Below are 20598 nucleotides of genomic sequence, written 5' to 3'. Positions count from 1 at the left end.
GTACATACCGGAGACATAGGTAACAGAACGTCCCCAAGACATGGGTGACAACCTTGTGCCGAACGGGTTGTCGATGGTTTGCAAAGTCCTCTGCTCCAGATCGATATATCCGAGATCATAGCGCATGAAGCTGACGAGCCAAACGCCGTCATCGACCTCCTCGATGTCGAGCCTCTGGCCGGCCATGACTGTGAAGATATTGATCTTCTTGCGGTACATGCAGATGCGGCCGCGATTGGTCACCAGTACGTCACGCTCGTGGAAGCGGATTTGTGCTTGGCTCCGATGAATGGGCGCAGGGGCGCAATTCGCCTCGGGTGGTGGCCCGCATCCTCAACTCACCAACCTTCCGCATCCCCTCGTTAGGAATTTATTGACCATAAGCTGGCTTTACTGAGCGTGATGGATGCGGAGATCCCCGCACACCGTCGAGTGTTTGGTGTAGGACGGAATTGTTCGTGTTGAAGTATCCAGTGCAAGGATTATCGGGCGGAGCCTTGGGCCGAATTGCCACGCTCCTGTCGCGTGCGGAACGGTTCGTCGCGAAGACTATTCTGCCGGCTCTGTTTGCGCTGCCGGCACTTGTCGGTTCTGCATCATTTGCCTCGGCGGAAGATCGCGCCCTGAAGCTGTTCTTTACCCATACGGGCGAGAGGGCCACGATTACCTACAAGCGGGACGGAAAGTTCGATCCAAAGGGCCTCGCCCAGATCAATCGGTTTCTGCGCGATTGGCGAAGGAACGAGCCGACCCGGATGGACCCCAGGCTGCTCGACCTGGTCTGGGAGGTGTACAAGCGCAGCGGCGGCAAGGACTACATCCACATCGTCTCCGCCTATCGTTCGCCCACCACCAACAACATGCTCCGCAACCGCTCGCGCAGCACGGGCGTCGCCAAGAAGAGCCAGCACATGCTGGGCAAGGCGATGGATTTCTATGTTCCCGGCGTGAAGCTTTCGACGCTGCGGGCGCTTGCAATGCAGATGCAGGGCGGCGGTGTTGGATATTATCCGACCTCGGGATCGCCCTTCGTGCATCTCGACGTCGGTAACGTTAGGGCATGGCCCCGCATGTCCCGGCAAGAACTCGCTCGAATATTCCCGAATGGGCAGACGATGCATCTCCCGGCCGATGGCCGGCCGCTGCCGGGATACAATCAGGCGATTGCGAACTACAAGAAGCGCGGCGGCCCCACCTCGATCCAGATCGCCAGCACCGCTGGAGAAGACGAAGAGGTGGGCGCATCGACCAGGTCGAGCGGCGATACCACAGACAATAAACTCGTGACGGCGCTGCTACCCACGCCCCGAAGCCGAGCGGTGAATGCGCTCGCGCTGCAGACCGGCGCGGTCGAGCGGGATGACAAGCGGTCCGCTGGGGATGTTTCATCTTTGCCGATTCCGATACCGGCGATGCGGCCTCCCGCCCTTAAGCACGACGCTGATGTGGATGACAAACTGGAGACTGCGTCGATCGGCCCAATTGATGTGCTTCCGGATAAACCGGCGCCTGCATTGCCGGGCTACGCGCGCTTCGAACCCCTCCGTGTTGCACACCAGGCCTCCAGGCAGGGCGCCGATATGATCGCCTCCCTGCCGATGACCGCTTCCTGGGAAGAAGCAAGTTTCTTCGGATCGACGTCCGACGCGGCGCTGATGAAATGGGCGCTGCATTCTCCCGGCGAGGTGATGGGATTGAACGCGCCTCGCGTTTCCCCCCGCACGGTTCATCGGGAGGCGAATGTCGCAACATCAGGTGAGGATATCATTCCGCTCGCCGCCACAGGCCTGTTCGATGCGAGCCGGCTTGCGTCGCCCCCGGAGGGCTGACATCAATCATCAGAGCTTGATGCGCAGCACCTCTTACGACATGCGACTTCAGGCACGGTATCCGCTTATTGTCCCGGAGCGGTCTCTATGGGGTAGTGAGCATCCTCCCACGCGGGAAAACCACCGGCAAAGTGGTAGACATTCTTAAACCCCCATACCAAGGCTTTCGCCGATGCGTAGGCGGAATCGCCGCAATATTTGCCGTGGCATGAGAAAATCACTTCCTCCTCCCTGCTCACGGCCTTCGACAGCGTGTCCTTTGCCAAAACCTCTACGACCGATAGGTTGATGGCTCCAGGCGCATGCCCGCGACCAAAGCTCAGAGCGGTGCGCACATCGACGAGCTTGACGCCGCGGTCGTGCAGCCGCTTGGCCGTCGCGGCGTCTATTTCAGTGGCTCCCTTGATATTGTATTCCCCGTTGCTTTTGCCGATCAGGCGAGCGTATTCGTCATAGGAAATATCTGTGCCCGCTCCCTCCGGCACTCCGGCTTTGCGCAAGCCCTCCTTCAGGCGCTCGCGATAGGTCGTATCGTAGTTGAAAATGTCGCCGTACCAGTACCATCCCAGTTCCTGCACCGTCAGCGGCGAGTAGCCGGCGGGAACCGCGAGCGCGTTGTATTTTTCGATGTTTTCCTGAACGCCGTCCGTCCGCCCGAGGTGGCCGAAGCTCGACACCAGCGTGGCGTAGTCTTCACTGACGTCTGATTGCCGGATCACCAGCAGTTCGAGGTTCTTCACCGCCTCCTCATATTTCTCCTGGTGGAACTGTGAAATCGCAAGAACCCTGAGATAGCTCGGCGGATATTGCGGATCGACACGCATGGCTCGTTGCACTTCGCGTTCGGCTTCCGGAGCCTGGGCCGTTGCGTTCAAAATTCGTGCTTTGCTGAGGTGATTTTCGGGATCATTGGAATCGAGTTCCATGGCACGACTGATTTTGGCGAAGGCGTCAGCATACCGGCCCTGCCTTGCCAGCACCTCAGCGGAGATCGCATAGGCAAGCGAATTGGGCTTTCGAATCGCAAGAGCCAGGTGCCGATCCACACGTTCCATCGCCCTCTCGAAGCCAAGGTTGGCGGCCTCCCAATTGGAAACGGCAATCCTCCAATTCGCTGAAGCGAGCGCCGCATGAGCGCGGCTGTAACCGGGGTCGAGCTCGATCGCCCTTTCGAAAAAGGGAATTGCCTTGAGGGTTTCATCCTCGCCGTCGTGGCGCAGGTGATCCCAGCCTTGCAGCAAAGCATCGTAAGCCTGCGGGCTATTCGTCTCCGCCTGCTCGGACTGAGATCGCTCCGCCATTGTGAACTTGACGGTGAGCGCAGACACGATCTCGCCGATGACCTTATCCTGAAGCGTAAAAATGTCGCTCATCGCGCCGTTATAGCGGTCAGCCCATAGATGATGGCCGCCGAGCGCGTCTATGAGCTGTGCGTTGATGCGGACCTGGTTCCCCTGGCGGCGCACGCTGCCTTCCAGGATATAACGGACCCCGAGTTCCTCGGCCACCTGCTGAACTTTGATGGGCTTGCCCTTGTAGGCGAAGGTGGAGTTTCGAGCGATAACAAAGATGCTGGACAGCTTCGAAAGGTCTGTGATCAAATCTTCCGTCATGCCGTCGGCGAAATAGGCCTGTTCTGGATCGGAACTTAGGTTGTCGAACGGCAGGACGGCAATTGACGGCTTGTCAGGCAGCGGGAGTGCCATGCGAGCGATCGATGCCGTTTCCGCACTGGTCGTCCACGGACTTAGCCATATTGCAACGAAAGCAGCCACCAGAACCAGAGCCACCGCCGCGAGCGGTCCCCAACTGCGAAGACGCCGGATTTTGAACTGCCAACGAGGAGCGTTTCCATCGAACAGCACGCGATAGGTGCGTACGGGGCGCGCGATGTTTTTGACATGCTGCTCGCCAATAAATTCAAGCGGCAGTTCGAGCTTGCCTTGCAAATGATCGAAAGCAGTGCCGGATACAAAAAGCCCTCCGGACTCACATATCTGCTCCAGGCGAGCAGCGACGTTTACCCCATCGCCCAGCAAATCATCGCCCTCTACGACGACGTCGCCTAGATTGACGCCCATGCGGAAGAGAAGCCGGTGTTGGGGCAGGATATCCGCCTGGCGTGCTGCAACCTGCTTTTGCAGGGCAACGGCACATAGGACAGCATCCACGACGGAGCCAAATTCCACGATCGCGCCATCGCCCATGAGCTTCACTGTGCGTCCGTGATATTCCGCGAGCAGTGGGTCGAAGACTTCGGAGCGCAATGCCCTCATCGCGGCCAGCGTACCGGCCTCGTCATCCTCGATAAGTCTTGAATAACCAACGATATCGACGGCGAGAATTGCAACCAGCCGCCGCTCGGCATGATCGTCTCCCATGGTCATCCTCTCCAGCGAGGTGACGAAAGCCACGCTTAGCGGATCCTTCGGTCGACGGGAACACTCCTCCGGCCTTCGCTATTTTACTCCAGTTTCCTTCTCCCGACGAATAAACTCTTTCGAAATATGGCTTATTCCGTTCGCGCTGGTCATATCACCGCCTGCGAAAAGCATGTCGACGTGTACGCCAATGAGTTGGTACTTCCGTTGGAACAGGCGAAGACACTTCCGGACGCTAAACCCGGCAAAATGTTACGCTATCCTTTGCCCGCCTGAAAAGGCGCGCGGGCGCCGTGGTTTGGATGGTCGAACTACGATGCCGCCCGTTTCCGCGCGCAAACTCAGACCAAAGTCCGACCCACCCCGGACTTCGTGCCCATACAAAACCTTCGATCACTGTAATAACAATAATATATTCTCAAGTAACGAGGCGAGAAGATGTGAGAAACTGGATCGACTTCATTGGATCGCATTTATGTAACGCCTTCTACTTAGAAAATGATATCCAGAAACTGGTTGTTGTTGAAAATCTTTGCGCCGGACCTTTCGAAAATATTGCGCACATTCGGGATGCCCGTTCTCACAGGCAACCTCAGCTCTCTGGATCCCGAACTCGTCGGAGAGGTTCTCGATACCATGCCGATTCCTTCGATCGAACCGCAAATGGTGACCGTCTCATGGAACGGATGGTCGAGATCGTGCAGGTCGTGATGATCGCGCGACGATCGGCTGTAGCATCCGGTCCGGCCCGGCTGCTCGTTATCGAGCGCGGCATCGGCAGAAACACCTTAAAGTAGGTACTTTTAACAATTAACATCAACAAGCGAGTATTTCTTAGAACTCTTCTAAATAATTGTCATGCATTACAGGCGATGCTAATAAGCAAGTAGCTTAATCTCAAGTCACGAGGCACGAAGCAATGAAAAGCGTATTGATTTCTGGCGGGGCTGGGTTCATCGGATCGCACTTGTGTGATCGACTTTTGCTGAGGACGGACATTCAGAAGCTGGTCGTTGTTGACAACCTCTGGACCGGGCTTTTCGAAAATATCGCGCACATCCGGGACCCCCGTTTCCACTTCGTGAAATCTGATGTCGAGACGCTGCAGACCTCGGATAAATTCGACGAAATCTATCACCTTGCGTCCCCCGCATCGCCGCCGTGGTACATGAAGGAGCCGAAGAGGACGATTTCCGCGAACCTTCTCGGGGCGTTCCGGCTTCTCGATGTGCTGAAGAAGGGCGGACGTTTCTGTTTTACCTCCTCATCCGAAGTCTATGGCGACCCTCTGGTGTCGCCGCAGCCGGAATCCTACAAAGGCCAGGTCGACTGCACCGGACCGCGCTCATCCTACGACGAGAGCAAAAGGTGCACGGAGTCACTGCTGTTCGAGATGCAGCGCACCCAGGGGCTCGACGTCAAGATCGTTCGTCCCTTCAACATCTATGGCCCGCGGACACGTTCCGACGATGGTCGCGCGGTCTCCAACTTCATCACCCAGGCGCTCTCGGGCCGCCCGATTACCGTGTTCGGCGACGGCCTTCAGTCTCGCAGCTGGGGCTATGTCGATGACGTTGTCGATGGTTTCGCGCGGTATTTCTGGATGAATGAAACCGACTATAAGGGGCCTCTGAACGTCGGCAATGATCGGGAGATTTCGGTTCTCGAGGTCGCGCAATATGTCTCCAGGCTCGTTGGCGGCCTGCCGATCGTCTTCGAGCCGTCACCGCCGCAGGACCCCACGAACAGACGGCCGGACTTGACCAATGCCCACTATGTCATGCCCGAATGGTCGTGCAAAATCACCTACGAACAGGGCGTGGCAATGACTCTCGACTGGTTCAGGGAACAAATGAGGCACGCCGCGGAATAAACCATGTCGGCTTTCGAGACTCGCGTCTTGGATGCGCGCGGCGTATGTTCACGGTGCGATTGAGAGAGTGATGATGCGAGAACCAATTCCGTCCGATCTGAAGGATATGAGTTTTCCCGTACCGATTCACTATCTCGATCTCGCCTCCTCTCGTCTCGATGCCGTTTCGCCCCCGATCTCCGATGGGCTCGTGGTCTTTCTGTCGGATGGTCTTCCCGTCGGACAGACCTATATCGAAAGGCCCGAGACGGCTGTCGCACTCGCCGAGCGTAATGTGCGGCCGGAGACCCTCGAGCATGCGCGTCATGTCGCGCAAACGCCGGTGCGCAACCGCGACGTCAGCATTCTGATTTGCACCAAGGACCGGCCGGAGGAGCTACGTCGGTGCCTGGCCTCGATCCCCAAACAGTCGCTCGGCCCCATCGAGATCATCGTGGTGGATAATGCCTCCGCCGGTGATGCGACACGTCGTGTGGTGGAGGAATCGGGCGCAACCTATGTGCGTGAAGATCGGGTTGGGCTGGATTATGCGCGCAACGCTGCGGTTCGTGCGGCGAGAACCGAATTCGTCGCGTTTACGGACGATGACGTCGTCCTCCATGAGCGGTGGCTGGAAAACCTGATGAAGGGGTTCGACCTGCCGGAGATCGCCTGCGTAACCGGCTTGGTCCTTCCCGGAGAACTCGCAACGCCCGCACAGTTTATCTTCGAAAAGCATTGGAGTTTCGGCAGAGGCTATCTGCGGCAGGATTTCGATCAGGACTTCTATCGTCTGCACAGGCGTTATGGCGCTCCAGTCTGGACGATCGGAGCCGGCGCAAGTCAGGCCTTCCGCCGCAAGGTCTTCGACGAGGTCGGCCTGTTCGATGTCCGCCTGGATATGGGCGCTGCCGGATGCTCGGGCGATTCCGAATACTGGAACCGGCTCCTCCATCATGGACATGTCTGCCGCTACGAGCCGACAGCCGTATCCTGGCACTTTCATCGCAAGGATATGAAAGGGCTCGCCAAACAGATCTACCAATATATGAGCGGCCATATCGCGGCGCTGCTCGTCCAGTATCAGAATACCGGAAACGGCGGCAACCTCAGGCGCATCCTCATCTCCTTTCCGAAATATTATGCCGGACGGCTCCGCAAACGCCTACGCAAAGGCGCGACGTCGCACGACTTCTTTCTGAAGCAGGAGATGCTCGGAAGCGTAAACGGCGCTCTATACGTTCTGCGGCGATGGAAGAGGCCTGCATGGTGATCGCGGCAACGCCTGACATTTCATTCCTCGTCCCTGCCTATAACGCAGCCGATACGCTGGCTGAATGTCTTGCCAGCCTGCAGCAGCAGACGCGATCGAACTGGCAGGCCGTCGTGGTCGATGACGGTTCGACCGACCGCACCTGGGAGGTGCTTGAGGGCATCGCAAAAACGGACAGCCGCATTCTCCCTGCCCGTCAGCCGAATGCCGGCGCAGCGGCGGCGCGAAACCACGCCGCAAGACTGGCAGCCGCACCCCTGCTCTGCATGCTGGATGCCGACGACTGGCTGGATCCGACCTTCATCGAAAGCATGCAGCCGGCGGCTGGAGATGCATCTCCAGCCGTGATCGCCTATTGCGCCTACCGCCGCGTCGCCCCAGACGGCAGGCTGATGCAGGTAGAACAGGCGCCCATGCTGACGGGAGACGCCGCCAAGCGCGAATTCTCCTCCTTTTGCGCACTCGCCATCCATACGGTTGTGTTTCCCAGGAGCCTTTTCGAGCTTTTGGGAGGCATGGATGAGACCTTGCAGACCGGCGAGGACTGGGATCTCTGGCAGCGCATGGCCTTTGCAGGTGCCGAATTTCGCCGTGTCGACAAGTGCCTGGCTTTCTATCGGATGAAAGCCGGCTCGCTCTCCGGCGATCCTGTCAAAATGGTGCGTGACGCCGTTCGCGTGACGACGAAGGCGCAGACCCTGTGGATGCGGCAATGCCTGTCGGCCGAAGGGCCGGAGACCGGCTGGTTTACGCCCGCCCTCAGCCAGCTGCGCATGCTTGCCTGGGTCGTCTCGGTCAAGCTCGATCCGGCAACGGATGTTGCGGCCCTTGCGGCGCTCCTGCCGGAAATGCCTGACGCCACAGGCTACGAAGGCTTTCTTGTCGACGTGATCATGCATGGATTGCAGACGGGACTGTTCACCGATCGACCCGACGATATCATCGATGCGCTCGACAAGTGGCAGCCGACTTTCCTTTCGCTCATCAAGCTGATCGACCGGCATTCCTTCCCCGGCACCGGGCGGAAGATCACGGAGAACGTCAGTTGGCGGCTCACTGCCGCGAACCCTTTGCGCTCCTTCACGCTCGGTAATATCCAGGTGGTCAGCGTCGAGCTCGGTGCGCTTTCCAGGATCCCCAAGGCCGGGAAAGCCGATACGCTCGTCATGCACGCTTTATCAGGCGGTCAGCATGTCGGCACCTTTGTCGGGCCGCTCTGGGGCGATCTTTCGATCCGGGCGCAGATCAGGCTGATCATGCATGAGATGCAGGCAGACGCGCATCTGCAGACGCCGCCCACGTTCGCCTATATCAGTTCCTGGACGAGGGAGGCGCTGCGGGGATACCGGGCTTTCGGCGGCCTCATCATACGAAATGGCCGGCGGCGAGGGCGCCTCGAACGGCTTTTGGTGCGTGTCGGGCGCAAGGCCCTCCTTGCCACTGTGCCTAGCGACAAACAAGACAACGACGCCCGCCTGTCCGACATAATGCGGGATCTCCAGCGCGATCCGGCTCCGCGCTTTTCAAATTCCTCCGGGCCGCAGCCGGAGGAGGGAAAGGCGGCTGCCCCCATTCGGTCGGAAGAAGAGTACTGGGAACATATCTTCGAACGCCCCGATCCATGGAATTACGTCTCGGTCTACGAGCAGGTCAAATATGCGCAGACGTTGAGCCTGATCCCGGAAGGGATCAAGAATGCCCTGGAACTCGCCTGCGCCGAAGGGATTTTCACCGAAAAGCTGGCCCGAAAGGTCGGCCGGCTGACGGCCACGGATATTTCCCAACGGGCCATCGACAGGGCGGTCGAGCGGTGCCGCGACCATAGCAACGTCGAGCTTCACGTTCTCGATTTCGTCAGACAAGATCTCCCGCCAGAACAGGATCTGGTCGTCTGCTCCGAAGTCCTTTATTACATGAAGGATGAGGAGATGCTGGCAGCCGCGTGCCGGAAGATGGCGGCGGCATTGAAGCCGAACGGCTGTCTGATTACCGCCCATGCGCATATCCGTGAGGACGAACCCGCTCGGACGGGCTTCGACTGGGGCAATCCCTTCGGTGTTGGGACGATCAAACAGGTTCTCGCAGCACAAACTGGTCTGGCCCTTGAAGAGACGATCGAGACCGAACTCTACGCCATCCACCGGTTCCGAAAAGGCCCCGTGGCCGATCCCGTCTTGCGCATCGAGGGTCATGGAACCCCGCTGGACGCGGATGTGGCGAAACACATCATCTGGGGGCCGGCTGGCGCCAACCGCGAGGTAGCATGGACGACGGAGGTCACGACCTCGGTTCCGATCCTCATGTATCACAGGATCGCAAACGAAGGACCCGCGCCACTCCGGCGCTTCCGCACGCCGCCTGAGATCTTCCGAAAGCAGATGCAGTTCCTTCGGCGCCAGGGTTATTACGCCGTGACGGCGCAGACGCTCGCGGATCTGCTGCGCAGCGGCAAGCCGATCCAGGGCCGGCCTGTCATGCTGACCTTCGACGACGCCTATCTGGATTTCCTGACGGATGCCTTCCCGATCCTTGCCGAAAATGGTTTCAGCGCCGAGGTGTTCGTGGTGACCGATAAAGTCGGCGGCCGGTCGGACTGGGATTCGGCCTATGGAGAGCCTGCGCCGCTGATGTCGTGGTCGGATATTCAGGGGTTGCACAAAAAGGGCATCTGCTTCGGCTCCCATCTCGCATCCCACACACCAGCCAGTGCGATTGATAACGAAGCCCTGCTGGCCGAAGCCATGCGATCGCGCAATGCGCTGCAGAGCCGGCTGGGCGCCTTCGTGGAATCCATCGCACTCCCCTATGGCGCGACGGACTTCAGGGTCCCGGGCATTCTGGCGCTTGCCGGTTACGGTGTCGGCTTCACGACACGGTCGGAGAAAGCCACCTTTTCCGACAATTTCTTCGGTCTGCCACGCCTCGAGGTCCGCGGCGATCGTCCGATTGAAGCCTTCCCTGAACTTATGGGCCTGCCGGGAGCCTTTATCGGATGACGATATCAGGCGCAGCGGCCCCTCTCATCACCGTCGTCATACCGGCCTACAATGCCGAGAAGACGCTTGCCGAAACATTGCAAAGCGTCTCTAGCCAGTCCTATGACAAGCTCGAAATCCTTGTGGTCGACGACGGGTCGCGGGATAATACCTTCGATCTTGCGAGCGACTACAGCCTGACCGATCGCCGTGTCCGTGTTCTCCGCCAGGAGAATGGTGGGGTTGCGCGCGCGCGCAACCACGGCATCGAGGACGCACGCGGCCTTTATATAGCCCCCGTCGATGCCGATGATTTATGGCACCCTCGCAAAATCGAACTCCAGCTCGAGGCACTAGGGAAATTTCCGGACGGACGTGGGGTCGCCTACAATTGGTATGCGGCGATCGACGAAAACGGCATCATTTTCGGTAATTCGCGACCAGTCCTGCATCAAGGGACTATCTTCGAACCTCTGTTGCGGGAAAATTTCATCGGCAATGGCAGCACACCCTTGATGCCGCGGGCGGACATTCTTCGCTGCGGCGGCTATGACGCCAGCCTGCGCGACAACGGCGCCGAGGGATGTGAGGATCTGAAACTTTATCTGGCCTTGGCCGAAACCTTGCCCTTTGCGCTGGTTCCCGATTTCCTGACCGGTTATCGCTTTACCAAGGGAAATATGTCCAGCAACGCCTACAGGATGCTCAAGTCCCACGCTCTGGTCATGGCCCCAATCATCACGCGTTACCCGCATTTTACGCGCGACATCCAGACAGCCGAATTCAACACCGCACGCTGGTATTTCAAAAAGGCGTTTCTCGGCAAGGACTTTGCCCAGGTCAAACAGCTGGCGCCGATGATGGTCAGAAAATATTCCTCGCGCCTCGTGGTCCATGCGGTGCAGCAGGGCTGGCGCCAAGCAAAACGCGTCTTGCGGACGGCAAAGCGCGTCCTCGGCAAATCTTCGGCGCGGCCGAAAGCCCGCCTCGGGGGCGCGCCCCTGCCGCAACCCGGAACAGCATTCAGCGATCGTTTCGTGGCCACGCCTGCCAGGGAGGCAATAAGCCTGACCTCTTCGCGGATGGTCGACAATGAATAGGTTTCGAAAGCCGCCTTCCGCTATGCCCGCAAGAGCCTACAACCTGGTCGTTGCGTCTCGGTTTCGCGAGCTTCGGCAACTCGTACCGGCGCTGCGGCTCAAGATGACGGTGATGATCATCCTGGGAATTCTCACAGGGTTCTCCGAAATGGTCGGCATCACCTTTCTGGTCAGCCTCGTCTTTCTTCTCGGGCAGCAAGGTCCCGTTTCCGGCTCCGCCGTGGCATGGCTTCCGGCGTTTTTTGGCGGCATCGACCTCAGTCTTTCGAAGCCTGTCCTGATCGGCATTCTTATCGGCTCCATCCTGTTCCGGATTTTTTTGGGATGCGCCAATTCGCTCATTGCAAGCGCAGTCAACCACCGGATTAGCGACCGCATGCGAGACCGCCTCTACGCCAAGGTCTTGACCATGCCCTTCCAGCGTTTTCAGGACTATGAGCGCAGCGACCTGATCAACGTCATCGCGACCGAATCCTATGCGGTGTCGTCGGCGCATGCCAGCCTCGTACGTCTGGGGGTCAATTTCGGTACGATTGTGATTTTCGGCGTCGGCATGCTGGTCATGGCCTGGCCGATCGCCTTGCTCGCGCTCGCCTTCGGCTTCATCCATAATTTTGTATTGGGTTTCTTTGCCGGTGCCTACCGCCGTCTCGGTGCCTCTGCACTGGCTGCCGTCGAAGCCTTGACACAGTTGAGCTGGACAACGCTACAGACTTTGAAGGCCGTCAAAAGCTTCGGCATGGAAAAGCGCCATCAACAACTCTTCGAGGCGCTTTCCAACGACGTCGGCCAGACCTGGCGCCGGTCGGACTGGATGGGAGCGATAACCTCGCTTCTCAGCGAAATACTGACCTTCGGGGTCATCCTGACGATCATTCTGTCCTCGGAATTCCTGCCGGTGGATTTCAAGGCAGCGCTCTCGGCCACGATCCTTCTTTACAGGCTTCAGCCGCATATCAAGGGATTTGATTCCCAGATTCTCAGCCTTTACGAGATGGAAGCGTCCCTGCAAAACGTACTGGCGCTGCTTTCGGAGAAGGATGACATCAAGCAGGCCTCGCAAGGGGAGAAGGTAAGCCGCCTGGCGGAAGCAATTGTCTTCCACAACGTCTCGTTCGCCTATGAGCGATCGAACGCGCCGGCAGTTCACGATCTCAGCTTCGCAATCAGAGCAGGCGAGACGACGGCTGTGACGGGGCCAAGCGGCTCCGGCAAAACCACAATCCTCAACATGATTCTCGATCTCAATCCGCCGACCCAGGGCCGGATCACGGTCGACGGCAAGGATCTGACAACCATCGACCGTTCCAGCTGGCTGCAACTGCTCTCCGTGTCGGGCCAGGACGTTGAACTGATGGAGGGCACGGTCCTCGACAACATCCGGTTTCGCCGCGATATCTCGGAGCAGGATATCCGCTGGGCGGCCGATGTGGCCTGCGCAACGGAGTTCATCAACGATCTGCCGTACGGCTTCGATGAATGGCTGGGCGACGAGGCGATCCGGCTTTCGGGCGGGCAAAGGCAGCGCATAGGTTTGGCGCGCGCGCTCGCCAGCCGGCCTCAAATCCTGCTGTTGGACGAAGCGACAAGCGCGCTCGACGAAGAGACCGAGATGCGGGTGTTTTCGGCGATGAAAGAAGACGCCGGCAGAACGCTCATCGTCGTTAGCCATCGACCCGCTGTGGCCAGGCTGATGAAGAATCGGATCGATCTCCGCCCTCCCGCTCCCACGTCGAAGCTCGGGTGACGGAGATGGATATGTCAACGATGTCCGGGATTCGGGTGGCCGTCGTGATCCCCGCCTATAACGCCAGAAACTACCTTGCCCAGACGCTCCAGTCCGCCATCGACCAGACCCACAGGGCGCTGGAGATCGTCATCGTCGACGACGGCTCGACGGACGACACTGCCTCGATCTGCCGCCATTTTGCCGCGAGTGATCCAAGGATCCGGATTGTCTCGACTGAAAACCGTGGCGTCGCCGCGGCCCGCAACACCGGGATTGAAGCATCGAAATCCGACTATATCGCCTTCCTCGATGCCGACGACCTATGGCATCGGACCTATATCGAAAGAATGCTTTCGGCTCTCCATCCCCTGCCGAATACCTGGGGCGCGGTCTATGCCCTTCACCGTCACATCGATCCCGAGGGATATTGCACGAGATCCGGTTCGTCACTGAACGCCAGGGACACCATTTTCAACCGTCATCTCGTATTCCGCTTCGTCGGCAATGGCAGCGGCTTCATGGTTCGCCGCGCTGTCATTGAGAAGATCGGTGGCTACGATTCAAGTTACGCCAGGCAGGGTATCGGAGGATGCGAGGATTTCGACTTCGAACTTCGTACAGCCGAGCATTTCAAGATCGAGACGGTGCCGTTGGGTCTAGTGGGATATCGTATTCACTCAGCAGCCATGTCTTCCGACAGGTCGCAAATGGCGCTATCGCTTCTGGCTGTGACCGAGCAATGTATCGCCCGCAATCCACAGCTTCCGACTTTTGTCGCCAATTGCGCCCGCGCGTCGGCGCATCTTTATGCATTTTCAAAATTTGCCGCTTTGAAAGATTGGCGCCGCGCCGCGACCTCGCTCAAGCACATTTATCATCATAGCCCAATGCTTGCTTCCGACGTCCTATACAAATTGATCCTTTCAAAAGCCGACAGAGCCGCACGCAGGACATTGTCCAAAGCCTGGCCGGTCAGGGAACAAAAGAGAAAGAATTTCAAGAAATTCGAAGAGATAGACCCCCTTGTCCCATTGGTTGGCGGTTGGTCACGCTTCAGGACGAAGGCATTGTTCAGGCGCTTGTCGGAGATCGATCGGTCCGGCGAATGCTCTGCGGCGACCTCGTCGCAGGAGGCTTGATGCCTGCCGGCTACACGTCTGTCGGTGGCGCCAGCGCTGATGGCAGTTTTCGCTCGGCCGGTGAAACCGCTAAAGGTTTAACAACCCATCACCCCAATCGGCGTGGCGATTACTCCGCTACTTCTATTACAAACTTTGATATTTAAGCAGAATAGCAACTAGTAAAAAAGCGAACGAGTTATGAAAAAAGCAATCGCCCCAATAATGATCTGTGACAATACCGAGTTTTACTGTAATCATGCTTACGCACGTGCAAGCATTCCTACCGGAGGACCCGTCACCCACCCCGACGGGTCCTCGACTTTGCTTTTTTTTGGCTGGTTGCCAAATGCGACAGCCGTTATCGCTGCATCGGCATAAATAGATTTTACTTCGGATGGTGATACTATGCTGTTGAGTTCGGTTTGATCAGAAAATCCCCCATCATCGGCAAGTGAAGAGCAAAATTCGGGTTCTCTTCTGTCAATATTTCCGACCATCGCCTCAATTCATCTCGGGGATGCTTTCGGATCGGCAATGAAATTGCGGAGACAGAAAGATCGTCATCAAGTCGAGATTATTATCAGATAGAACTCCATTAGTATCTCTGCAGCGGTGCAGAATAACAAAGCCAATGATCGCTATCATATTAAGATTTAATCGTCTTATAATTTATTTTTAAATACAACCATTGTCTGAAATTCATAGTTTTACCTTTTGATAAATTTTTACTTGCTGCACTCAATTATCGATCCCAACTTATTGTGCATACACTTTCAAAAGCATCGGCAGTACCTTCGACACGGGAACAGAAGATCTACGGAAAGCTACCTCCCACACCGAGTTCTCAACGACCCGGCAAATGCCTGCATCATCGGTGATGATTGTCACAGCCGATGACCCCCAACAATCCTGAGACGGTGGCAAGGAGAAAGGTTGCCGGCGTCAAACAAGACTGCTGGATTAAAGCATAAAGTATTGATAAAAAAGGATATTTATTAATTTGCTGCGACCTGCACCGACCCAATTCGGCCGATAGCATTCGGCCCGTCTTTTCAAAAGTCGGCATATAAGCCTGGGCTCGCCAATTGAAATGCCGACACAAAACTCAACGATGTAAGACATGCCTGTTCTCTTTGACGAGCCTCCCGATACGATACAAGCGATTGCTCGGGGCGCAGTTGACCTGTCCTGATTCAACACGCGGAGGCCAGTGAGATGGCTGACCTGTGTCGAAATGGTCGCACCTCGGCAGCGAATTAACCCTTCATAAAGCATTCGCTTGCTCAACTTATAATTTGTGTCATGGTCACTGTAAGTAGTGAGGGAGCCGACCTGATGAGTGATATAGCATCGCAGATTCCGGAATTTGGTTACGATGAGCGCGTGATGATCTGCCGGAAGCAGATCGAGAAGGCGGTCTATCAGTTCATTGCAAATACGAAGGTCGAGGGATGCGATCCGGCGGAAGTCGCAATGGCCATCGCAGACATTGCCGACGATTACATTCTGTTGCTGGCCCAGAAGCGCAACCTGACCCATTGAGATGAAGAGTCGGTCGCTAATCGGCTGGTCGTGCAGAAGACATTGAGTGCGAAATCGCGCCGCCTCCCTGCCCGGAGGCAACGTCAGCGAAGCCGCTTACCCCTCGCTTGAAACCATTCGTGAGACGGATTTCGAACAGCTTCTGAATGAAGCGCCAGCGGCCGGGAACAAGCCGGGCTTCCCTAACAATTGACCCGACGCGCCGAAGCATCGGCACATACCAAGCGTGCGTTTCAGCGTGTTATCTCACCGCGATTGAAATAAACGGCCCCGTTCGATTGATGACTGCTCGGCTGCGCGCAACCACACGAATAACCCCGAAAATCGAAGCTGATTTTCAGGGTTATCGCGAGTTTGAAGTGATGGAGCGTTCTCGGCGCGCCCTATCGGACGCGCCGTACTAATGACTTCTCACACTCACTTGCGGAACCGGGGAGCTCAATTCGGCCAGTTCCCTGGTCAAGCCTTCCCCAACCTCCTGCTTCACTGCCTCAAGCGCAAGGTCGAGGCAATTCGTCGCGAACGGCAGTTTGACATCCTGAGCGACCTGCCGCGCATAGGCGATCATCCGCGCCAACGCGACGAGCTCTTCCAGACCGTCTTCCGCCCCTTGGTCTGCATCTATCTTGACAACCGATGTCACGCCCATGCCCCATTTCTCCAATGAATTGAAGAGAAGATACGCGTGTGGAGGTGATCCAGCCCGTGAAAAAAGCGTGACACAACCCTCGGTGACTATTGCCGGTTTCGGTTCACAATGCAGGGCGCGTGGGGAATGAGGTGTCGTTCAGTTTCCAGGGCAGATCGGCAGTCGAGCGAATGTCGCGGACGTCCTGCACCACTTTCAATAATTCCAAGGCATCGATGCGTTTTTGATCGACGGCATTCGACAGAAGTGCCGACAGCAGTTCCGCACGATCCGGTTCGGCCAGCCCTGCACATTGCTCGACGACCGCCCGCCACGTTCGCTTCTTGAAGAAGATCGCGCTTGCGGCATCTTCGAGCTGCTGGCGCAACCGACTTTCCAGCAGTCCGTGATGCTCCATCGCATCAAGCGTTGCGCTGACATTGACGAGCGGTACAGTCAGCGGCTTGCTGCCCAGCGCGCTCGGCGCGTGCGTGAGCGCGACGGCGGCATCGTCGACCAGCCGGCCGGTGCGATAGTCTTCGAAAATGCGCCCGATCCCGATCATACCGAATGGATGGCATTCGGCAGCGCGCAACGCGCCCATGCTTGCCGCCCCGAGAACCGCGACGCCGAGCGACAGAGCATGGAGAATTTCCTTGTGCCAGACCGGTGCGGCATATTCGAAGCCGCCGTCGATCAGGCCGATGACATTGGCACCCTGCTCCACCGCCGCCAGGACATCGCCTTGCGTGGCAGGCGGCAAGACGCGTATCCGCTCGCCGGCAAGCGACGCCGCATCGGGAAGACTGGGACCTGCGAAAATGAGCTTCAAAACCCTATTGCCCTGGCAAGCGCCCTCGTTCCAAACCGCCGGGCGCGCTCCCCCTCCGGATTTTCGAGCTCAGGAATGACAATCTTGACAACACTGAACGGAAGCGTGTCCTCGCTGAGGCGCACGGCGATGACCGAAACGATCCGCCTGTTTCTGAGCGCGTCGAGCACATGCTGCAGCAACTGCGCCAGATCCTGTTGCCGATGTCCTGCCACCCCGTCACTGCCGATGGTGGCAGCGGGTGGTGCGGCAACCACAGCGAAGGCCTGCCGCATCAGCGGCGGCAGGCGTCTTGAGAAAGTTACAGGAGAAATATCGTCCCTGGCTCCGCTGATATAGGTCAGCCGGGATTGCACGGCTTCCGTCACCGCCCGAATGGCCGCACGGACGGGAGACGGATGAGCCCCGGTACCGCCGGTCACTTCGACGAGGCGAATGTCCCCAAGCCTAATATCCCCGGTGCCGTGAAGATCCCGGGAACCCAGAAGGAGGTCCCCAGGACCCAGCATGGCGGTGAAACAGGGGATCCCGATGTCGCTGGTGATATCGAAGAGCCTGAGCGCCAATCCCGAGGTTTCGATCTTGTCGATCAACCCGTCCAGGGCGCCGTCCTGAAAGCCGCGGGGATCGGTGCAGCCGGCATAACGATCCGCTTCCGCGCCCACCTGCCACAACACATGGGCGTCACGCTCGATACGCTCCAGGACGCCGTGCAAGATCGCCTCCTCGACATTGTTTCCCGAGGCCAGGCCATCCGACGACATCCAGTATCGCGCGTCACGTGTGCGGTCGAGCACCACCGCTTCAAAGGGGATATAGACCTCCTCGCCGGTGAGGATATTGACGCCGGCAACCCATTCCGCCTCTTCGTCCGGTCCGAGATCGGGTTTATGAAGAGCGGTCAGGCAGTTCAGCGCGTCGGTCTTGTGCCCCATTGCCTGCAGATGGGAAGAGCTGCCCTGGACGAGATCGACGGAGGGTTCGCCGGCGACCGCCCGTTCAAGGGCTTCCATGACGGTGGATACTTTGGCATCGAGATCGGTCAGGCCCTTTCCCTGGGCAATCACGATCGAGCGGGAATTCGGGGCGTATGCGCACCAGACGGGGATTCCGATATCGTCCAGTCCGGTATGTCGCGCAACCCTGGTGATGCCGAACCCGGCCAAAAGAGGTTCGACGCGGGAAAGGGTTTCCCGCGGCGACATGACCCTGTCTGAATATATGGATCGATGCGTCAGAATGCCGGCTCAGCCGTCGACGTGACCGGAAAGGGCAACCTGCGCCGAGGAAACCGCGACGGCGAGGTCGACGCCCTTCACGAATGTGCCGCCGGCCTTGCGCAGGCCGTTTGCAGTCGCCAATTCCCCCGTCGGATTGAGAGGCTTGACCGTACCCGCGTCGAGATCGGCAAGCCAGAGACCCGCCTCACCAGGTATACCTATAATGACAGCTTTCGCCATGTAATGCCCCTCAGCTATTGTTAAAAACCGGCCTTCAGCAGGCCCTCTCGATAAAGCTCTTTTTGCCAATCTTCCTTGAAGGGAACGATGGCGAGCCACTTCTCGACGTCGAAGACCGGGTTGATGCTTTCGGCTCGTTGCCGATGGAATAGCGCCCGTTTTCGATCGCCGATCATTGCGCAACTGGCCGCGGCGATGCGATGGGCCGGCGCTTTGTCTTTCATCGCCTCAACATAGGCGATGGCATCCTCGTACTGTTCCAGGAAGAAGCTCGCTCCCGCAGCGCACCAGAGGTAGGCGTCAGGCGCGATCGGATTGAGCGAAATCGCTCTTCTGATCTTGGCGAGCGCGTCGCCGGGGCGGGACGCATGCACGAGCGTGTCGGCATGGCTGTAGATGACATCGGCAAAATGCGGGCTGAGTTGTTCCGCCAGATCAAGTGCTGCGACACTGGCATCGACATCGCCGAGATAGAGTTTGGTGACGCCAAGCTCGCGATGGCCCGCCGCCGATGCCGGGTCCCGCTCGATGGCCCGAAGCGCGTTCTCCTCCGCCAGATGCAGCAGCTCATTGTTTCCCTGCGCCGTCACGAGCCACTCGCTGGTGAAAGTTCTCGCCAGCCCGGTAAATGACGGAGAGAAATCCGCCTTATGCGACAGCGACTGCTTGAAAGCTTTTCGGGCCCGGCGGATATGCGGCAATGTCAATTTGCTCATCAGGCTCGAGCCGACCAGATAGGCGTGATAGGCCTCAGGATTGGCTTCGAAGCGTAAGCGCTCTTCCTCGTTTTCAGCCAGCTCGCGGGCCACCGACATGGTCAATTGCTGCGCGATCAGCCGTCTCTGACGCGGCAATATATCGGGCGTCATCGTAAAGCGATTGGCCCAGATGATCTCGTCCGTGGGAAAATAAACCAGCTGCGCGAACAATCCCTCTTCGGAAAGCCGTGTATCCAGAAGATAGGCGATCGAGTGACGGGCGACCACGGCAGCCTTCTCGGAGTCGCGGCGGATCTGGCCGGCCGTATGGGGCGCTACGATGGAAATGTTTCGGAGCGCGCAGAGTTCGATCGTCACGTCTTCGATCAGGGCGTTGGCAAGCGCAAGCCCGGCATCGGCATGTTTCGATGTCGGGGGAAGCAGCACCAGCCGAGGTAGGATCAGCGGCGCCTGCGATACGCGTTCGATGTCCGCAGTTGTCTCACCGCCGGCCTCGGAACGCTTAACCTGCACCCTGGCATGGCCGTCGCCGTTCGGCAATCTCTCGCTGAGGGACGAACCGCCGGATAGCCGGTGCAGCAAGGCCCTCACCTGCTCGTCATTCGGATCCCGTTCGAGGATCTGCAGGGCGGCGCCGGAAATGGAGCGCGCAGCGCCGGGCTTTTGCGCATCCGGCAACGCATCCAGCAATGCCTGCCGCAATTGCAGCGCCTGGGCGTCCCGTTGCGCTCTGATCCAGGCGTCTATCAGCTTTGTCGCTGGTTTGATATTTCCGATGAACCCACGCTGGGTCAGTTCGGCGATCGCGTTCAGCCGCTCCAGCGGCGAACCGCCGGCGCGAAAAATATCCAGATCGCTGGAAACCGCCTGCGTGTTGAGGCGAACCGTGGTGGCGGTGAAATCGAAGGGAATTTCGGCGCGTCCGCCGTCTGTCTCGCGGATGCGGGAAAGCAGCTTGCGCAGATTGAGCCGCGCCAGCTCGGGTTCGACGTCATTCCATAGAAACTGAGCCAATTCATAGCGGCTGAGTTCATGGCTCGCGCCGGCATAGAGATGGGCCATCATCAACAGGCCCTTGATCGGATAGCGAACCGGGTCGCCAGTCGTCTCGATCAACCGCAGATCGCCGAATGTCTGCAGGTGGAGCACGATCCGTC

General features: G+C 58.2%; 14 protein-coding genes and 1 pseudogene. 8 read left to right on the top strand and 7 right to left on the bottom strand.

Going from position 1 to position 20598, the window contains the following annotated elements; translation table 11 throughout:
* Positions 1-36: 36 nt before the first annotated feature.
* Positions 37-264 (bottom strand): annotated as a pseudogene (locus tag FFM53_RS18930) (IS481 family transposase); the annotation flags it as partial.
* Between the two features lie 188 nt (positions 265-452).
* On the opposite strand from FFM53_RS18930, the gene FFM53_RS18925 reads away from it, so the two are divergent.
* Complete coding sequence (locus FFM53_RS18925) at positions 453-1829, top strand: peptidoglycan L,D-endopeptidase MepK (protein WP_138330288.1); 1377 nt, start codon at positions 453-455, stop codon at positions 1827-1829.
* A 65-nt stretch (positions 1830-1894) separates the two neighbouring features.
* Here FFM53_RS18925 and FFM53_RS18920 read toward each other — a convergent pair whose 3' ends face one another.
* On the bottom strand, positions 1895-4210 hold the full coding sequence (locus FFM53_RS18920) for a rhodanese-like domain-containing protein (protein ID WP_138330679.1): 2316 nt from the start codon (positions 4208-4210) through the stop codon (positions 1895-1897).
* Positions 4211-5129: 919 nt separating this feature from the next.
* Here FFM53_RS18920 and FFM53_RS18915 point away from each other — a divergent pair.
* The 7 genes from FFM53_RS18915 (at position 5130) to FFM53_RS18885 (ending at position 15802) form a co-directional block, all read left to right on the top strand.
* Positions 5130-6083 carry an NAD-dependent epimerase/dehydratase family protein gene (locus FFM53_RS18915; protein ID WP_138330287.1) on the top strand — a complete coding sequence of 318 codons (954 nt, stop codon included), beginning with the start codon at positions 5130-5132 and terminating at the stop codon, positions 6081-6083.
* 31 nt (positions 6084-6114) lie between these two features.
* Positions 6115-7335: a glycosyltransferase family 2 protein gene (locus FFM53_RS18910; protein ID WP_138330286.1), complete on the top strand. Its 1221-nt coding sequence runs from the start codon at positions 6115-6117 to the stop codon at positions 7333-7335.
* On the top strand, positions 7329-10331 hold the full coding sequence (locus FFM53_RS18905; RefSeq protein ID WP_138386847.1) for a trifunctional glycosyltransferase/class I SAM-dependent methyltransferase/polysaccharide deacetylase: 3003 nt from the start codon (positions 7329-7331) through the stop codon (positions 10329-10331). The genes FFM53_RS18910 and FFM53_RS18905 overlap by 7 nt, the downstream gene beginning before the upstream one ends.
* Before the next feature lie 2 nt (positions 10332-10333).
* Entirely contained in the window at positions 10334-11410 is a 1077-nt protein-coding gene (locus FFM53_RS18900) for a glycosyltransferase family 2 protein (protein WP_138387477.1), read from the top strand.
* Positions 11403-13157, top strand: a complete 1755-nt coding sequence (locus FFM53_RS18895) for an ABC transporter ATP-binding protein (protein ID WP_138386846.1) — start codon at positions 11403-11405, stop codon at positions 13155-13157. Before FFM53_RS18900 ends, FFM53_RS18895 begins: the two co-directional genes overlap by 8 nt.
* A complete protein-coding gene (locus tag FFM53_RS18890) occupies positions 13154-14278 on the top strand; it encodes a glycosyltransferase family 2 protein (RefSeq protein WP_138386845.1) in 1125 nt (374 codons plus the stop codon). Before FFM53_RS18895 ends, FFM53_RS18890 begins: the two co-directional genes overlap by 4 nt.
* Before the next feature lie 1317 nt (positions 14279-15595).
* A complete protein-coding gene (locus FFM53_RS18885) occupies positions 15596-15802 on the top strand; it encodes a hypothetical protein (RefSeq protein ID WP_003542083.1) in 207 nt (68 codons plus the stop codon).
* Between the two features lie 400 nt (positions 15803-16202).
* Here FFM53_RS18885 and FFM53_RS18880 read toward each other — a convergent pair whose 3' ends face one another.
* From FFM53_RS18880 to FFM53_RS18860, 5 genes are all read right to left on the bottom strand, one after another.
* Positions 16203-16451, bottom strand: a complete 249-nt coding sequence (locus tag FFM53_RS18880) for a hypothetical protein (protein WP_003542090.1) — start codon at positions 16449-16451, stop codon at positions 16203-16205.
* Positions 16452-16554: 103 nt separating this feature from the next.
* The gene (locus FFM53_RS18875; RefSeq protein WP_138386844.1) at positions 16555-17262 is read right to left on the bottom strand and encodes a TfuA-like protein; all 708 of its coding nucleotides are present in this window, start codon (positions 17260-17262) and stop codon (positions 16555-16557) included.
* On the bottom strand, positions 17259-18467 hold the full coding sequence (locus tag FFM53_RS18870; protein WP_138386843.1) for a YcaO-like family protein: 1209 nt from the start codon (positions 18465-18467) through the stop codon (positions 17259-17261). The genes FFM53_RS18875 and FFM53_RS18870 overlap by 4 nt, the downstream gene beginning before the upstream one ends.
* Positions 18468-18509: 42 nt before the next feature.
* Positions 18510-18722: a hypothetical protein gene (locus FFM53_RS18865; protein ID WP_003561841.1), complete on the bottom strand. Its 213-nt coding sequence runs from the start codon at positions 18720-18722 to the stop codon at positions 18510-18512.
* Between the two features lie 20 nt (positions 18723-18742).
* Positions 18743-20590 carry a peptide antibiotic resistance protein gene (locus FFM53_RS18860; protein WP_138386842.1) on the bottom strand — a complete coding sequence of 616 codons (1848 nt, stop codon included), beginning with the start codon at positions 20588-20590 and terminating at the stop codon, positions 18743-18745.
* Between the last annotated feature and the right edge of the window lie 8 nt (positions 20591-20598).

The sequence above is a fragment of the Rhizobium indicum genome, assembly GCF_005862305.2.
In the GTDB taxonomy this organism is placed as follows: Bacteria; Pseudomonadota; Alphaproteobacteria; order Rhizobiales; family Rhizobiaceae; genus Rhizobium; species Rhizobium indicum.
This window is presented reverse-complemented; position numbering and strand designations above follow the sequence as displayed.